Here is a 15,806-nt window from a genome sequence, read left to right as displayed (position 1 = left end):
ACACCTTTAATTTCCTAGATTATTTTTCTATTTGCTGACTATCTATTTCCTCGTATTTTTGTAAAAAAGTGGCAATTTTTTCGATGACACATGCATTTTTATCGCTTTGGTCATTCTCTACCTGAAGAACAAGCAACGGTTCATGCAGACTTAAGCGTAGCAAAAACCACCCACTGCCATATTGACCAGACACGTTTCCCCGAACACCTTCTTGGTTTTCACGGTCCACAGCAAAGTCTGCTTGATTTTCTACAAACAATTCAAAGTCTCGCAAGACTTGTTGCCCATAACAAGTAACATCCTCCGCAGTAATTTTGAAGCGAAATTCGTTGGTTTCTGCCGGTTGCTTCAATGTAGCAATCAGATCTCCTAACGTTTGATTATTTTGTTTCAATTCTGGTAACAACATTAAAATTTTCGCCACGACATATGCACCATCATCCAGATTGTAGTTTTCTTGAAACGCTGCATGACCACTGGTTTCAATGGCTAACGGTGTCTGAAAGCCCCCATGATTCAATTCAATCATTTTATTAATGACATTTCGGTAACCAGAAATATAACGAATCTGTTGGCCGCCTTTTTCTTCAATAAATGTTTTTAAATGACTTGAGGTTGGCGAATTTGTCACAATATAACTACCAGGCGCTTCTTTTAAAACGATTGCCGCTAAAACAGCAATTAAATTATTTCGGTTTAGTACCTCACCTGATTGGTCCACCACGGCCGAACGATCTACATCTGTATCAAAAATAATGCCCAAATCTGCTTGATTAGCTAAAACAGCTGTTTGAATACTTTTCATTGCTTCAGAATTATCTGGATTAGGTACATGATTAGGAAAATGCCCATCTGGTTCTAAAAACTGTGATCCCGTCGTATCAGCGCCCAAAACTTGAAGAACCTGCTCTGCAAAGAAGCCCCCAGCCCCATTACCCGCATCAACGATAATTCGAAAGCCCTGTAAAGGTTTCTCTTCTGGCGAATGAATTCCTTGGCGAATTTTTGCCACCAAATGCTCCGCATAAATTGGCAGTAACTCTTGCTTCATCAGTGTGCCATTTTCATTGGCCGTCAGCGGATCAGTATGAGATAAAATATACCGAATATCTTCTTTCTCTGCTCCACCTTCTGCTGTGAAGAACTTCAAACCATTAAAGTAATAAGGCAAATGGCTAGCTGTAATCATAATCGCTGCATCACATTGAAGCGTTGGAAATTGAGTAGCCATAAACATAGCAGGCGTCGTAGCTAAACCAACGTCAATCACCTGAATACCTAATGAAAGAAACGTATCTACTAATGCTTGCTTAATCGGCTCCGCCGTTAGACGACTATCATGTCCGATTGCAATTGTCAGGTGCTGTTGTGCCTTTCGTGGCAGCTGTTTTTTGTCCTGTAACCAACGAACCACGCCCACCGCAATCTTGGCTACTGCTGTTACGGTTAATGTTGCAGTTTGCTCTTCCGTATCCAAAGCAATTCCCCGAATATCCGAACCATTTTGTAGCGCTTTCAATTCTACCAAGAAAAAAACTCCCTTCTATTGATGCTTTCAATTTTAAAAAATCATATTTTCGATGCGTTCGATAAAGTGTTCCGCATCCTCTTCTGAACGTGTAATCACAATAATCGTATCCGCACCAGCCACTGTACCAGCCACTTCTGGATAAGCTACTTCATCTAAAAAGTTACTCACCACATCGGCATTCCCCATCTCTGTATGCAAGATGACAATAAATTGTACTCGCTCCATTCGAACAACTGAATCTTTTACTGATTCTCGTAATTTCTCTTCACTGCTTGTGCCTTGTGCTTGAGAAAAAATTGCATATTTGACACGACCATCTGCACCATGTGTTTTAACAATACTCATTTCACGGATATCTCTTGAAACAGTCGCTTGAGTGGCTCGGACGCCAAGTTCTTCCAAACGAGTGATTAATTCATCTTGTGTTTCAATTTCTTGTTGCATAATTAATTGTTTAATCAAACGTTGGCGTTCTGCTTTTTTCATATAGACCACTCCTCTCCATTCATTTCTTTTATTATATCCAAAAATGAGTAAAAATACAGGTACTTTTCACATTAAACTCTTTATTTATCTGAAAAAGGCTGGATAAATGTTTATATACCAGTCTTTTTCAGTAAAAAATACTTATTTAAGAAGATTCTTTTCTTTTAAATAGTCTTTCGCCACTATGCTAGGATCTTGCCCCTCCACATTGACTTGATAATTCATTTCACTCATTTCTTCTTCGCTAATTTTTCCTGCCAATTTATTCAATATTTCTGCTAATTCTGGATATTTTTCCAACGTTGCTGTTTTAATAAGTGGTGCTCCTTGATAAGGCGGAAATAGCGCTTGATCATCTTCTAACGTTACTAAATCGTATTGTCTCAATTCACTATCCGTTGAATAGGCATCAATCACATTTACCTCACCATTATTAATCGCTTGATAGCGTAACGCCGGTTCCATCGATTGGACATTCAGATTTAAATGATATTTTTCTTGTAATCCCTTATAACCATCTTGCCGATCAATAAATTCTAACGTAAAACCTGCTTTCAACTGATTGCTAATTTTCTGTAAATCACTAATCGTTTTTAATTGATGCGCTTTTGCAAATGAGCGCTTAACTGCGACGGCATACGTATTTTCATAGCGCATCGGTTTCAACAAAGTAAGGTTTTCTTGTTTTTTCAAGCCAGCGCGTGCCGCTTCATAGACTACTTGAGGTTGATTGTCTAGCTGAGGAGGATTTTTTAAAAAGGTTTCGATCACTGTTCCTGTAAATTCCGGATAAAGATCGATTTCATCTGATTTCAAGGCATTATATAAAAAAGTAGTCTTGCCAAAGTTTGGCTTTAACGTCACCTGAATGTCGCTATTTTCTTCAATTAAGGCTTTATACATATTAATAATAATATCTGGTTCCGCTCCTAATTTGCCAGCAATTGTCAGCTGCTTTTCCTTTGAAGAAGTTTGTTGATTCCAGAAAAATGAACCACCTAACAAAAGGCCTAAAATAGTACCGCCAATGATTAGTCGCCGCCCATTCGCTTTTTCCAACCAATGAATTCCATAATTAAATAAGACTGCTAGTGCAGCCGATGAAATGGCTCCAATAAAAATCAACGATAAATTATTTCGATCAATTCCTAATAAAATGAAGGTCCCTAAACCACCTGCTCCAATTAACGCCGCCAACGTGGCCGTACCAATAATTAAAACGGTAGCCGTTCGAATCCCAGAAATAATAAATGGTAACGCCATTTGCAACTCAAACTTAAACAGTTTTTCTTTTTTACTCATCCCAAATGCTTCTGCGGCTTCTTCTAACGAAGGATCAATTTCCGTCAAACCAGTATAGGTGTTTTGTAAAATTGGGAATAAGGCATAAATCACTAGCGCAACAATTGCCGGTGGTCGACCAATACCAATTAACGGAATCAGTAAGCCTAGCAAGGCTAAAGAAGGGATGGTTTGGAAAATCCCAGTCACTTGTAACAGACTTTCCGCTAACTTACGATGACTCGTTAAATAAATGGCTAGGGGAATTGCAATCAACGCAGCGAATAATAACGAAATAAAGGACAATTGCATATGCTCGATTAACGCTTGCAGATATTCTTCTTTTCGAGCGAAAAAAGTTTCAATCAGTGCTTGCATCTACTGTCCCTCGCTTTCCAACAGCTGTTCCATAAAACGAGTAATCGTTTTTGAGGTGATACACCCTAAAACTTGTTGTTTTTCTACTAAATTTGCTTTCTCTTGTGCATTAATGAGTTGGACAATCTCTTTTAAATTGGTTTCCATGAAAACAGTCGGCACTGGCTCAATCGTCTCATCTGCGGCTTCTAAAAATGCATTCAAGTCAGCGCCACAATAGTTCGCTAGTTCTGGCGAAGATTGTTTGAAAAATTGACCGACAAAATTATTTTTCGGATGTTTTTGAATGGCTTCTGGCGTATCGACTTGAATAATTTTGCCAGCGTCCATAATACAGATGCGCTCCCCTAACAATAAAGCTTCATTCATATCATGGGTCACAAAAACAATGGTACTCGCTAATTCCTGATGAAGTTCTTTCACCAAACGTTGAAGATGATGTCTTGAAATCGGATCTAGCGCGCTAAAAGGTTCATCCATTAAAATCACTTCTGGTTCGGCTGCAATGGCGCGTAAAATCCCGATACGTTGTTGTTCGCCTCCTGAAAGCGCTGCTGGCTTACGATGCAGATATTCCTCAGGATCCAGCTGAACTTTTTTCAATAGTTCAATGGTTCGCTCTCTGCGTTGCTCTTTGGGCCATTTTTTCATTTCAGGAATCAACTCAATATTTTCCGCCACGGTTAAGTTAGGAAATAAGGCAATTTGCTGAAGAACATAGCCAATTTTTAGTCGTAATTCACGTAAAGGGTAGTTGGTTACCGCTTGTTCATTGAGAGCCACTTCACCTGTCGTTGGCTCAATGAGCCGATTAATCATTTTCAAAGTCGTCGTTTTTCCACTACCACTCGGCCCTACTAATACAAAAAATTCGCCTTGTTGGATTGTTAAATTCACATCGGACAAAACGGCATTTTCTTGATATACTTTTGAAACATTTTGAAATTTTATCATTTATTTTCACCGCATCTTTCACTTCTTAATAAACAAAATCTTTGGAGGATCGTCACTCTTTCAGTATAATTTAAGACTAACATCCTGCCTAATTTTTTGTTTTAAGCGCAAGTATGTGGGGGCTCATTTAACGGCTGCCGGTTCGTATCTACAATTATCTACTCAATGAATGGAAAAATTGTCCTCTTCTGCCTTAAACAAAAGTGAACTGTTTTCTACTAAAAGGAGTGATCGTTATGGAAAACGACAAGCGAATTTATAAATGGGACAACGTGAAACTTTTTTTAATTTTCTTAGTGATTTTTGGGCATATTTTAGATCGTGAAGCTGCTCCTTCACGACTCATGGAAACGATCAACTTTTGGATCTATTCATTCCATATGTCAGCCTTTATTTTTGTCTCTGGACTCTTTAGTAAACATGCCATTAAACAACGAAAATATCTCCGTTTACTTTCCTTTGTTTGGCTTTATCTCTTAGCGAAGTTGTTGATTACACTTGCTAATTTCGCCTTTGCAAATAAAATGAATTTTGATTTACTGAACGAAACGGGCGTTCCTTGGTACTTACTTTCCTTAGCAAGTTTCTACTTAATTACCATCTTTCTTCAGCGCGTTCAGCCGAAAATCATGTTGCCCATCATCATTGTTATCGGCTGCGCCTCAGGCTATTTGCCTGTGGAAGGTTTCTTGTCTTTAGGACGGACTCTGGGCTTCTTTCCTTTCTTTTATTGTGGCTACTTAATGGATATTCAAAAGCTACAAACCTTTTTAGATCATCGCAAAGTCAAATGGGCAGCGATAGGCATAATTTTAAGCTCCTTTTTATTTGTAAATAGTCAATGGTCATTGGCAACGAAATTTTGGGGCTTCTTAACTGGTTGGGCTTCCTACGCTGAAATTAGTCCGGCCTTTGAATACAGTAGTTTCATTCAGCTGTTCTTTTACGTTGCTGCAGCATTGGTGTCTCTTTCTTGGTTTGCATTATTGCCTAAACGAAAGTTACCTTTAAGCGCCCTCGGAAAAGATACCCTCTACCCTTATCTCTTGCATATGCCCTTAATTATTCTGTTGGAAAGTGGTTTACAATTAGACACACTCTTTAAAGAATGGTTTACTTTCCGAATCCTGGCACTTTTCTTCTTAGCCCTCTTCATTTTAGCTATTACGAATATGCCTGTGGTGAAACGGGGAGTGGATTATCTTTTTAATCCACAATCAATAATGATTCCCAAGAAAATATACAAATAAAGAGCATAGAAAATTAATCCGCTTTCTATGTTTCATGAATCTCATTAAGCATCTTTAACCACATTGAAAGGTCTATCTTTCAATGTGGTTAACTTAACTTTAATTGGGTCCTCAGTTTTACTTTTTTGTATCATCAAATAGTACAACAAAAGCATGAAATATTAATAAAACAGGGAGTGTCATTTTCAATAAATTGGGGATTAGTTCTTGATTTATAGATAATCGTATTCTCTATTCGTAAAGTAATAAATAACGTGACTCTAAAATTAAATAATTTCGTAATCGCATCACTTGCTCTAGCAAAGCTTCAATTTATTAATTATATTTTTTATATAATAACCATATTTATACATATTAACGATATTTTTACATCAATCATATCGTATCTGCGAAAACTAAACAACATGACTCTAAAACACTAAATGCCACCTCGTCTGGCACCATAGCGTTTTGGTACCATTCTAAACAACATGACTCTAAAACACTGAGTTTGGCGTGAAGTCTTGTTTCTTTGTTTTGGTACCATTCTAAACAACATGACTCTAAAACGCCTTTGCAACGGCGATTGTGACAGGATTGGTTTTGGTACCATTCTAAACAACATGACTCTAAAACAAAATTTTTGAAGCCCTTCCGTGTCAAAAGGTTTTGGTACCATTCTAAACAACATGACTCTAAAACCGAAGATCCGGTAAAACCAGTGCCACCACCGTTTTGGTACCATTCTAAACAACATGACTCTAAAACCTCGGAGAATTATTTTTTCTCCAAAGTTCCGTACTCGCATCACTTATCCATAGCTAGATTTCAGTTTAGAATGAACCACTAATCAATAACAATTTAAGCTTTTTCATAACTCAAATAAAAGTTTTCGTCCAAAATATATTGGAATCTGTTCTGGACCACCCTTTGTTCTAAAAACAAGACATCCACATTATTTAAAGAGATATATTCTACCACTTGTTGCACTTCATCCTCTGTCAAATACGTACACGCATTAATAAAAATCAATAATTTTTTCTTTGATAAATAACGATGTAATTGTGTAATTTCCATAACTTTTTCAAAAATCGTATCACTCGTTGTTTCGATTTTGATTCCAAGAGCTTTGAAAAGTTCCTGCACAGTGATGCCATCTTCTTCCAAATCCATTTCATGTTCCAACAATTCATAGCCAATTAATTGACTAATTGTTCCAGTTAACTTCTCAATCATTGATTTGACTTCTGGTTTATCATTTAATTGTGCTTCTAAATCCCCATAGATTAATTTCAGCGTGGCAGCCGAATTAACGTCATAGCCTAAAATATCCGTAACAACAAATAATTCCGTTGGTTTCAGCCCTTTTTGTTGCGCATCAAATAGTTTTAACTCATTTTCCCCATCATATTGATAAATTAACTTCACTAGATGGGCAAAGGTTTGAACGTCTTTAATCGTTAAAAAGGTGGCTTTTTCAATTTCAATGGGTTCTTCCAATAAAGAAAAATTAACTCTCATCTATTCTTCTCCTAAAAAGACAATCCGTTCATCTGAATTAGCAACTCGATTGTCTTGTTCTCCATGCAAATAAATCATTCGAGAAAATTGTTTTTCTGTTACATTTAATAGTGTAATTAGTCCTCTTTGCGGATTATTCTGCTTTAAGCGAGCCAACATTGCTTTATTAGCAGTATCATTCAACAAAATTTTGCTGTAAACCGAAAATTGATGCATAATAAATCCTTCATTAATCAAAAATTTCCGGAACTTCCGATACGCTTTCCGGTCACTGGCTGTGTCCGTTGGCATATCAAACATTAATAATAGACGCATATATCGATAACTCATATCCCAAACTCTGGAACTCCTTCCTCCTCTTGATTCAGAACTTTTACTACATGTTTTGTATAATCGGTAGCAATATTGGTTAAAAACATTTGTTTTTTCTTGTACATATACGTATTCATAAACAAAGCAAATAACTTACGTTTCATTATCGGAAATGCTTCTTTTCTATTCTCATAAATGATTTGATCTACCAATGGACGAAAAGGCTCCATAAGATCACTTGCTAAGTTAAAGTCATTAAATTGGTTGGCATGTTTTAGTCCTAGTTGTGTAAAACAACCTGTCTGGACTAACTCTCGAGCAAAAATACTTAATAACAACGTATAACCATAATTTAAACCAGCATTAATGTCATTTTCTTGTTCACGTTTAAAATCATTGCCGAAGAGAGTATTAAAGTAACTTCGAGCTGCATGACCTTCTCGATTGGCTGGATCAAACAGACGTAATTCAGCGCGCATAGCTAACAAAGCAGCAGCCTTTTGGCTATAGTCTCGTTGCGCTAAGTGTAAACTCTGATTGGTGATTTTTTGTGCAATGATCGCTGTCCAAACTTGACCTTTTCGTTCTTCCGTCCAAGCCAACTGGCGTGTCAATTGCAAGCTACTATCATGCCGTCCATAAAAGGGCAAAATTTTACCAATTGGTAAACGCTTATCATCGCAAAATAACACTAATATTTTTTCATCAATTAATCGTTTTAATAGCATCGTGGTTAACGAAATGTCCGTTGTTTCCAACAACAAAACATCAATCTCAGACAAATGAATTAATTCTTGGTGATCAATTGCTTTAAAAACAAGATGATTGTTTTTATAGGATAATTTTGAATGCTTGTTAACCACTACCGTTCGCCAGCCCATCTAGTCGACAACCTTTCTGCGTGTTTCATACAGGCCCGTAGGCGATTGGTAAATGATAGTGGCATCAAAAATTTCTTTGATTGACGTGTAGCGTGCTCGCTCAATGTCTTTTTGGAAAAATTTAAATGTACTTGGTGCGCCCATCGCATTAAACTGCATAAGTTGGATAAAGGATGCCGCAATCTCTTTCACATCTGCTGTTTGATTTGCTTCAAAAAGTTTCACAATTTGCTGGACTTTTGACTTGGCTAATGTATGCACTTCAGCAAAGTCAACCACTCTCTCTAAAATCTCTTGAAATTCTGGTTGATGTTGTTCTACATAAGCCAAACTTTCTGATTGATTTGGTAACAAACATTGTTTCGCATGGTACAGTAATGTAAGTAAATGTTCAGGTAAAACCATCTGGTTCCCTTTTTGCGCTTCTTTAGCGCTGGCTAATAAGCGCCGGCGCCCCTCTGGAAATTCATACAGTGTATACTTAGGCAATTTCATTAATACACGAGGCCGCAAGAAGCCTTTCTCCTCTAAAAAAAGAATAGGATTTTGTTCAAACCTTGTTTTTTCCATAATCGTAATGCCCAGTATCTCCTGTTTAATAAGAGGTTTTTTACCTTTTTCATGCGTGAATAACACTGTATAAGCAACTACAGGACTATCAAAACCGCCATATTTTTGGGGATCCAAACCATTTTTGACAGGAATCAATTTATTCGATGGTCCTTTGGGTTTAATCGACTCTTTTGAAAAACCGCCTTTTTGCACTTCTACTTTTTTGACAATATTCATTTGATGGTAATTTAATTCTTTTTTGATAGTTTTTAAATAACTGTTACTCCAAAGAATTTCGCCATCCTTCATGAACCGTGGTTCATCTTCCGTGAAAAAGCGCAGCAAATTTGTATAAATTATAGCCTTCGCCGTGGCTTTATTTTCTTTAAAGGTCTGGAACTTAGGATATTCTCCGTAAACAAATTCTGGTGCTAAATTAGGATAAACTTTTAATAACGTGGTTGCGACCACACAGTTTAAATAAGCATCTTGTCCATGGTGATAATCATTCACTTCACGGACTTTATACAAGCCAAAAATCGAACGAACTTGGCTCGTTAAACTAGCTTTCAAGGTGATGATTTGAACTTTTTTCTCTTTTGAATTAGCATTGTAGCGTTGATTTAGGATTCCCGCAACATTTTTAGTAATTTGACGAGTTTCTACTAATTGCCGTTGGATAAAATGCGCTTTGTCTTCGAGAGTCAAGCCACCTTGCTCCCCCTTGGTCAGACGTTGGAATTTCCGTTGACTAATTAAGCCAGCAGCATATAATTTCTCCCAATAAGCTTTCATATCCTTAACAACTTCCTTGCTAGGTACATCATCGGATTTCCCTCGATTTTCAGTAGAGCCCACTAAAACTAGGTTATCCAATGAATCGTCTTTCATAAAGCTTTGTGGGATAATATGATCAATATCATAGTGAGATAAACGATGAAGCGATAATTCATCTCCCGTGTACATATCTTTACCATTTTGCATATAGTAAAGGAAAAGACGGGTATCTCGTAACTTTTCATTAGTCGTTGGTTGTTCTTTTAATAAATTGCTGCCGATTTCGGCCATTGCTTTTTCAACTATTTTCAAGCGTTGGATGGATCTTCTCTTGCCAGTGCTAGTCGTTTGATTTTCACGTGCCATTTCGACAACAATCCGCTTAGGCGCATAACCCATAATCGCGACTAGTTCATCGACAATTTTTAAACTTTGATAAATTCCTTTTTTTATTGCTGGACTACCAGCTAATTCATTGACAGTTTCACTTAATGTTTCTTCATGTTCACTGGACTGTGCTTTTTGAATAGCATTTTTAAAAGATAATTGTGAATCATTAATCAGTTGCATAAAATTGCGATTATAGTGTTTTGAGACCCCGTCATCTTTAATTAAATAGCCCAAAATTGTTTTACCCGATTCTTTATCGTAGATACCATTGATTAATTTCTTCGACAATCTTCCCCAGCCAGTGTAGTGCTTGCGTTCTAATTTTTTTAGTACTTCTGCTGAGAACTGCCCTTTGAATGTGGAAAGTTGCGTCCGAATTCGTTGCCGATCTTCAAAAATAGTTAAAATTTTTATGATATCTTCCAATTTTTCGGCATTATCTGGGTGGTCTAATTCTGCTCTTGTCAAACCACATTTCAGTAAATCCTGATACGTGCTAAAACTAGCATTAAATTGGTCTTCTTCAAGTCCACTAAGCGTGACAATCTCCGTATTATATTCGTTTCGATAGAATTGAATGATATCCTTTTTCTTAACTTTTCGACGCGTCTTAAACAGATAATCAAAGATTTTTTCTTTTTCCTTACCTGAAAAATTGGCTTTGATTCCTCGATCATCCGTATAAGAAATCTTGGTCAATTCATTAAATACCATAAACTTTTCATATAATAAACTATGTTTCGGTAAAACTTTTTCAGAAGGTAAATACGTATCAAAATTGGTCATTCGTTCAATAAAGGCTGTCGCTGATTGGTCCAAATCAACGGTTTCTTGAAGGTTCCAAGGACGAATTGGTTCCTCACTTTGACGTTTTAACCAAGCGAAGGTACTTTCATCTCCTTTTGATAATGGTCCGACATAATAAGGAATTCGAAATGTAACCAGTTGTTCAATTTTTTCTTGATTTTCTTTTAAAAATGGATAATAGGCCGCTTGACGATGAATGATTGCTTGTAACTCAGCCAAATGAATTTGATGAGGAATCACCCCATTATCAAAGGTCCGTTGCTTTCTTAAAAAGTTTTCTTGAGCAATTTTTTCTAAAAAATATTCTGCTCCAGCAATATCTTGAATGATTTTCTTAACATACTGGTAAAATTTAAGCTGTGAAACCTTACCTGCGTGTGCAATGTAGCCTGCATAGCCGTCTTTCTGTTCATTTTTAAAGAGATTATCATATTCGTCTGGACAATTTTCACGAATAAATCGTTTGAAATTTTTTAAATCTTCTTGATGTTCTGTAAAACGGACAATCATGCTAGAAGATAATTTCGCGTGACTTTTTTTATCCGAATCTGCTAAAATCGTTGATAATTCAACTGCATCGTACACATTTTTAGCAGCTAAAAACACGTCACTATATTCATCCCCAACCTTTGCTAAAATGCCTTCTAAATCTTCTTCATAGCTTTCACTAGCGTAGGTTATTTTGGCTTCTTCTTCCAAACCAAAAACTTTTTTAAAGTCAGCTTTATTCCCTACCATTAGCTTTAAGAACTGACCAAATAAGCCATTAGCTTTTTCTTGAGGAAATTGTTGTAAGACTTTTTCAGATTTTTTAGTCCGAGAAGCTTTTTCAGTCAACTCTTCCTCAATCAAGACAGATTCAGGTAAAGGCGAACTAACTAAGCGACCCTCTCCATTCACAAAGGTCTGGTTATAAATGATCATAAATTGTTGAAATTGTTCTTTAACAGAAATATTTTCTGTACTTAATTTCCCTTCAATTAAAAAATGTCCACGATATTTGACAATATGTGCCAACGCCAAATAAATTAGTCGTAAATCTGCTTGCTCAGATGAATCTGCTAATTTTTTGCGTAAATGGTAGATTGTCGGATACGTTTCATGGTAAGCTACTTCATCTTCCAACTTAGCAAAAATCGGATGTCTGTGCCACTTCTTATCTTCAGGCACTAAAAAACTCTCTTGTAAACGAGCAAAAAAGTTTTCATCCAAAGCTGTCATCGCTTCTTCAAAAAAAGCTTGTAAGTAGCGTAAACGATTCCGTCGACGACTAATTCTTCGTCGTGCCGTTCTTTTTAATCGGCGATCTTCGGCTGTATGCCCTTCTTCAAATAAACGCACACCCCAAAAATTTTTCTTGATTTTCTTTTTTTCAGTGTTTCCATAAATAGGCATTTTTTTCTTCACCAACTGATAGTCTTCTGTCATAACTGCCCAGCCGACAGAATTAGTCCCTATATCCAGACCAATAACGTAGTCTTTCTTCATTTTATTTCCACTCCTTTTTTTAAATTACTACTTGAATGATTTTTATTCTATGCTATAATTTAGTTAAGTTCTTTTGGGACTATTCTAAACAACATAGCAAGTTAAAATAAGGTTTTAACCGTAATCAACTGTAAAGTGGCGCTGTTTCGGCGCTTTTTTTTTTTACAACCAGAAAGTAATCGCTTTCAAATTAATCAAACTGAATACCGCTACTTAAAGTTTACCATTCTTATTTTCTTAAAAAAAGGGGTATTTATAGTTTTTGCAAACTAATAGAATTATATACATAACAAAAATAACATTATCTATTTAAGAATCTCTTACCTTAATTTCTTTACTTTCCTTAAAATAACGAATCTATATTTATTGTATGGTAATATCTTTTACTATTTGTTGATGTTGTCAAACTTTACATGGCAAAAAAGGCAAAACACAGTGCGTGGTTAACTGTGTTTTGCCTTTTTAATTACGACTATTGAAACAATCCTTTAATTTTATCAAACAAACCATCGGTCGTTGTATCAGCTAACATCGCTGTAATTTTATGATAGTGTTCGCCTAATTCATCTTTATGTTCTTCAATGAATTGTTGCGCATGTTCCACGTTACCTTCTCCAATTAAATCTTTTGCTTTTTGAACTAATTCTTCTACGTTCATTTTCACACGTCCTTTGATTAAATAGTTAACAATAAGTGTTTCACTCATTGCGTTTTCTCCTATTTATCGTATCGTGGGATCCGTTGACTTGCAAGAAATTTTCAGTAAATTGACGGTTCTGATTTTGGGTTTTTAAAAGGCAAAAATTGCAAAAAAAGCTGTTTTCGAAAATCGAAAACAGCTTTTTTACTTTACTTCGCTAAACGATAAATCGCATCTGCATAAATAGCAGCTGCTCGGAATAAGTCATCTAATTCCATAAATTCGTTGGCTTGGTGCATTGTGTCTGTGTAGCCAGGGAACATTGCGCCATAGGCAACACCACGTTTTAATAAGCGGCCATAAGTACCGCCACCAATGATTTGTTCTTGGCCTTTTTCGCCTGTATGGTCTTCATAAACTTGTAGTAACGTTGCCACCAATGGATCATCAACTGGTACATAATGCGGTTCTTGGTTGCGATCTCCTTGTGTTGCAGTGACCGTTTCACCGACTGTTGCTTGAACTTTTGCTTGTAATTCTTCTGCTGAAGTTCCTTTTGGATAGCGGAAGTTTAATGTTACTAAGCTATTTTCAGGATTTTCTGGATCAAAGTTAACAATCCCAGCGTTCATTGTCAATTTACCCATTTTTTCGTCTTCAAAAGCCACACCTAATTTTTCGCCATAAAAATCTTCATGGATAAATTCAGCAATGGTATTAATAAAGCTGTATGCGCCTTCTGCAAAGCTGTAATCATTTAAGAAAGTTGCCAAGAAAGTCGCTGCGTTAATTCCAGATTGTGGGCTAGCACCGTGAGCACCTTTACCAACTACATGGAAAGTCACTGTTTTATCTGAAAGTTCTGCGTTACCTGAAATTTTTGCTTCTTGTTTGATGAATGTTTCAAAGCTAGCAGCTAGTGAAGCCGCTTCGTCTGCTGAAGCAGCCGTTACAACAGCATCTGCTGTTCCCGGAACCATGTTTTCACGTAAACCAGATTTGAAGCTTTCTAATTTATAATCAGCGCCGTTACCGCCTCGGAAAGTTAAACGAATAGTCACATTTCCTTTTTCCCCATTGATAATTGGGAACTCAGCATCTGGTGAGAAACCAAAGTCTGGCGCTTCTTCATGTTGGAAATAGTAATCCATATCGCCCCAGCCGCTTTCTTCGTCACTTCCTACTACGAAACGGATTTTTTTAGACACGGGTAAGCCTAATTCTTTGATAATTTTCATTGCGTAATAAGCAGCCATACTTGGGCCTTTATCATCGCTCGCGCCACGTGCATAAATTTTGCCATCTTTAATGACTGGTTCATAAGGATCTGTTTCCCAACCATCACCAGCAGGAACAACGTCCATATGACCAAAAATTCCTAATGTTTCGTCGCCTTCGCCATATTCAATATGTCCAGCGTAATTGTCGACATTTTTCACCGTAAAGCCATCACGTTCACCATAAGCTAACATGTGTTTTAAGCCAGCAACTGGTCCAGGTCCAAAGGGCGCTTCAGGTGTTGCTTGTGCATCATCACGTTCACTGTTGATCCGTAATAAGTTTTGTAAATCTTCTAATAAGTCGTCTTTACGTGCTTCGACTTCTTTTGTCCAATCAATTGTCATTTGTTGTCACTCCTATTCATAAAGTTCTACATAGTCAATCATACCATTTTATGCAGAAAAAGAAAGAAACCCGACACTATTTTTCGAGAAATTTTTTATCTTTTCCGCAGAAAGGGCTGGGTTTTTGTTTATTTTAATTGAGGTATGATTGTTTAGGTTGTAGTTGTTGCAATTCGGTTTCTGTTAAGGGCCGATATTCCCCTAGTTCTAACGTTTCATCCAACCATAGTTCGCCCATTCGTAATCGTTTTAAATACGTCACAGGTTTGCCTACAGTGGCTAACATCCGTTTGACTTGATGGAATTTTCCCTCTTGAATCACTAAACGGACTACGGAAGTCCCTTCTTCCTCATTGATCGTCTCAATGACTAAACGACTTGGTTTAACCATTTCTTCATCTTTCAAGGCAAATCCTTGCGCAAACAGTTGACAATCTTCCGCTGTCACAAGTCCCTCAACTTCAGCTAAATATTCTTTATCCACATGCTTTTTGGGTGATAATAATTGATGCGCTAACTGGCCATCATTTGTTAATAGAAGCAAGCCTTCAGTATCTTTATCCAAGCGACCAACTGGGAACAAGTCGGCACGGTAATCCTGATCAGTTAACAAGTCAATTACCGTTTCATCTCGCTGATCTTCCGTCGCAGAAATGACACCTTGTGGTTTATGCAACATGTAATAAAAGAATTTTTGATACGTAAGAATTTCTCCCATCAAGGCAATTTGATCTGTTTCTTCATTTACTTGTGTTTTGGCTTCTTTTACGACGTCACCATTCACCGTAACGACTTTTTTCTTTAACAATTGTTTGATTTCTTTACGACTACCGATACCAACATCGGCTAAAAATTTATCTAAACGCATCGTCATTCCTCTTTCCTTTAAAAAAATAGCTTGGGACATAAATCGAATCGATCGATGTCTCAAGCCTTGTCTCTTAAGAGAATCTG

The 15,806-nt window shown here is 36.8% G+C and carries 12 protein-coding genes and 1 CRISPR repeat array; of the genes, 1 reads left to right on the top strand and 11 read right to left on the bottom strand.

The window, feature by feature from the left end; translation table 11 throughout:
- Positions 1-19: 19 nt before the first annotated feature.
- The 4 genes from AB1I62_RS02940 to AB1I62_RS02925 form a co-directional block, all read right to left on the bottom strand.
- Entirely contained in the window at positions 20-1,528 is a 1,509-nt protein-coding gene (locus tag AB1I62_RS02940) for a phosphomannomutase/phosphoglucomutase (RefSeq protein ID WP_367019020.1), read from the bottom strand.
- Positions 1,529-1,561: 33 nt separating this feature from the next.
- Positions 1,562-2,017, bottom strand: coding sequence for an arginine repressor (argR, locus tag AB1I62_RS02935; RefSeq protein WP_002355509.1), 456 nt, complete (start codon positions 2,015-2,017; stop codon positions 1,562-1,564).
- A 141-nt stretch (positions 2,018-2,158) separates the two neighbouring features.
- The gene (locus AB1I62_RS02930; protein WP_002375918.1) at positions 2,159-3,676 is read right to left on the bottom strand and encodes an ABC transporter permease/substrate-binding protein; all 1,518 of its coding nucleotides are present in this window, start codon (positions 3,674-3,676) and stop codon (positions 2,159-2,161) included.
- Entirely contained in the window at positions 3,677-4,630 is a 954-nt protein-coding gene (locus AB1I62_RS02925; RefSeq protein WP_048737384.1) for an ABC transporter ATP-binding protein, read from the bottom strand. It abuts the gene before it with no gap.
- A 236-nt stretch (positions 4,631-4,866) separates the two neighbouring features.
- Here AB1I62_RS02925 and AB1I62_RS02920 point away from each other — a divergent pair, with 236 nt between their 5' ends.
- Complete coding sequence (locus AB1I62_RS02920; protein WP_048737385.1) at positions 4,867-5,880, top strand: acyltransferase family protein; 1,014 nt, start codon at positions 4,867-4,869, stop codon at positions 5,878-5,880.
- A 381-nt stretch (positions 5,881-6,261) separates the two neighbouring features.
- Positions 6,262-6,627: direct repeats of the CRISPR family, unit length 36 nt; unit sequence GTTTTGGTACCATTCTAAACAACATGACTCTAAAAC.
- 93 nt (positions 6,628-6,720) lie between these two features.
- Here AB1I62_RS02920 and csn2 read toward each other — a convergent pair.
- The 7 genes from csn2 to AB1I62_RS02885 all read right to left on the bottom strand — a co-directional run bounded on the left by csn2 (position 6,721) and on the right by AB1I62_RS02885 (position 15,720).
- On the bottom strand, positions 6,721-7,380 hold the full coding sequence (gene csn2, locus AB1I62_RS02915; protein WP_048737387.1) for a type II-A CRISPR-associated protein Csn2: 660 nt from the start codon (positions 7,378-7,380) through the stop codon (positions 6,721-6,723).
- Positions 7,381-7,710 carry a CRISPR-associated endonuclease Cas2 gene (gene cas2 / locus AB1I62_RS02910; RefSeq protein WP_002364833.1) on the bottom strand — a complete coding sequence of 110 codons (330 nt, stop codon included), beginning with the start codon at positions 7,708-7,710 and terminating at the stop codon, positions 7,381-7,383.
- The gene (cas1, locus tag AB1I62_RS02905) at positions 7,707-8,573 is read right to left on the bottom strand and encodes a type II CRISPR-associated endonuclease Cas1 (RefSeq protein WP_104859259.1); all 867 of its coding nucleotides are present in this window, start codon (positions 8,571-8,573) and stop codon (positions 7,707-7,709) included. Before cas1 ends, cas2 begins: the two co-directional genes overlap by 4 nt.
- On the bottom strand, positions 8,574-12,587 hold the full coding sequence (gene cas9, locus AB1I62_RS02900) for a type II CRISPR RNA-guided endonuclease Cas9 (RefSeq protein WP_104859258.1): 4,014 nt from the start codon (positions 12,585-12,587) through the stop codon (positions 8,574-8,576).
- 472 nt (positions 12,588-13,059) lie between these two features.
- Complete coding sequence (locus AB1I62_RS02895; RefSeq protein WP_002355504.1) at positions 13,060-13,293, bottom strand: hypothetical protein; 234 nt, start codon at positions 13,291-13,293, stop codon at positions 13,060-13,062.
- Between the two features lie 143 nt (positions 13,294-13,436).
- A complete protein-coding gene (pepV, locus tag AB1I62_RS02890; protein ID WP_002358655.1) occupies positions 13,437-14,852 on the bottom strand; it encodes a dipeptidase PepV in 1,416 nt (471 codons plus the stop codon).
- Positions 14,853-14,985: 133 nt separating this feature from the next.
- Entirely contained in the window at positions 14,986-15,720 is a 735-nt protein-coding gene (locus AB1I62_RS02885) for a pseudouridine synthase (protein WP_048737392.1), read from the bottom strand.
- Between the last annotated feature and the right edge of the window lie 86 nt (positions 15,721-15,806).

It is taken from the genome of Enterococcus sp. AN402, assembly GCF_040719405.1.
GTDB lineage: Bacteria > Bacillota > Bacilli > Lactobacillales > Enterococcaceae > Enterococcus > Enterococcus faecalis.
This window is presented reverse-complemented; position numbering and strand designations above follow the sequence as displayed.

Bases quoted from the DNA above. Each gene is read 5' to 3' on its own strand.
- argR (WP_002355509.1), bottom strand. From the start codon at position 2,017: ATGAAAAAAGCAGAACGCCAACGTTTGATTAAACAATTAATTATGCAA.
- AB1I62_RS02930 (WP_002375918.1), bottom strand. From the start codon at position 3,676: ATGCAAGCACTGATTGAAACTTTTTTCGCTCGAAAAGAAGAATATCTG.
- AB1I62_RS02925 (WP_048737384.1), bottom strand. From the start codon at position 4,630: ATGATAAAATTTCAAAATGTTTCAAAAGTATATCAAGAAAATGCCGTT.
- AB1I62_RS02920 (WP_048737385.1), top strand. From the start codon at position 4,867: ATGGAAAACGACAAGCGAATTTATAAATGGGACAACGTGAAACTTTTT.
- csn2 (WP_048737387.1), bottom strand. From the start codon at position 7,380: ATGAGAGTTAATTTTTCTTTATTGGAAGAACCCATTGAAATTGAAAAA.
- cas2 (WP_002364833.1), bottom strand. From the start codon at position 7,710: ATGAGTTATCGATATATGCGTCTATTATTAATGTTTGATATGCCAACG.
- cas1 (WP_104859259.1), bottom strand. From the start codon at position 8,573: ATGGGCTGGCGAACGGTAGTGGTTAACAAGCATTCAAAATTATCCTAT.
- cas9 (WP_104859258.1), bottom strand. From the start codon at position 12,587: ATGAAGAAAGACTACGTTATTGGTCTGGATATAGGGACTAATTCTGTC.
- AB1I62_RS02895 (WP_002355504.1), bottom strand. From the start codon at position 13,293: ATGAGTGAAACACTTATTGTTAACTATTTAATCAAAGGACGTGTGAAA.
- pepV (WP_002358655.1), bottom strand. From the start codon at position 14,852: ATGACAATTGATTGGACAAAAGAAGTCGAAGCACGTAAAGACGACTTA.
- AB1I62_RS02885 (WP_048737392.1), bottom strand. From the start codon at position 15,720: ATGCGTTTAGATAAATTTTTAGCCGATGTTGGTATCGGTAGTCGTAAA.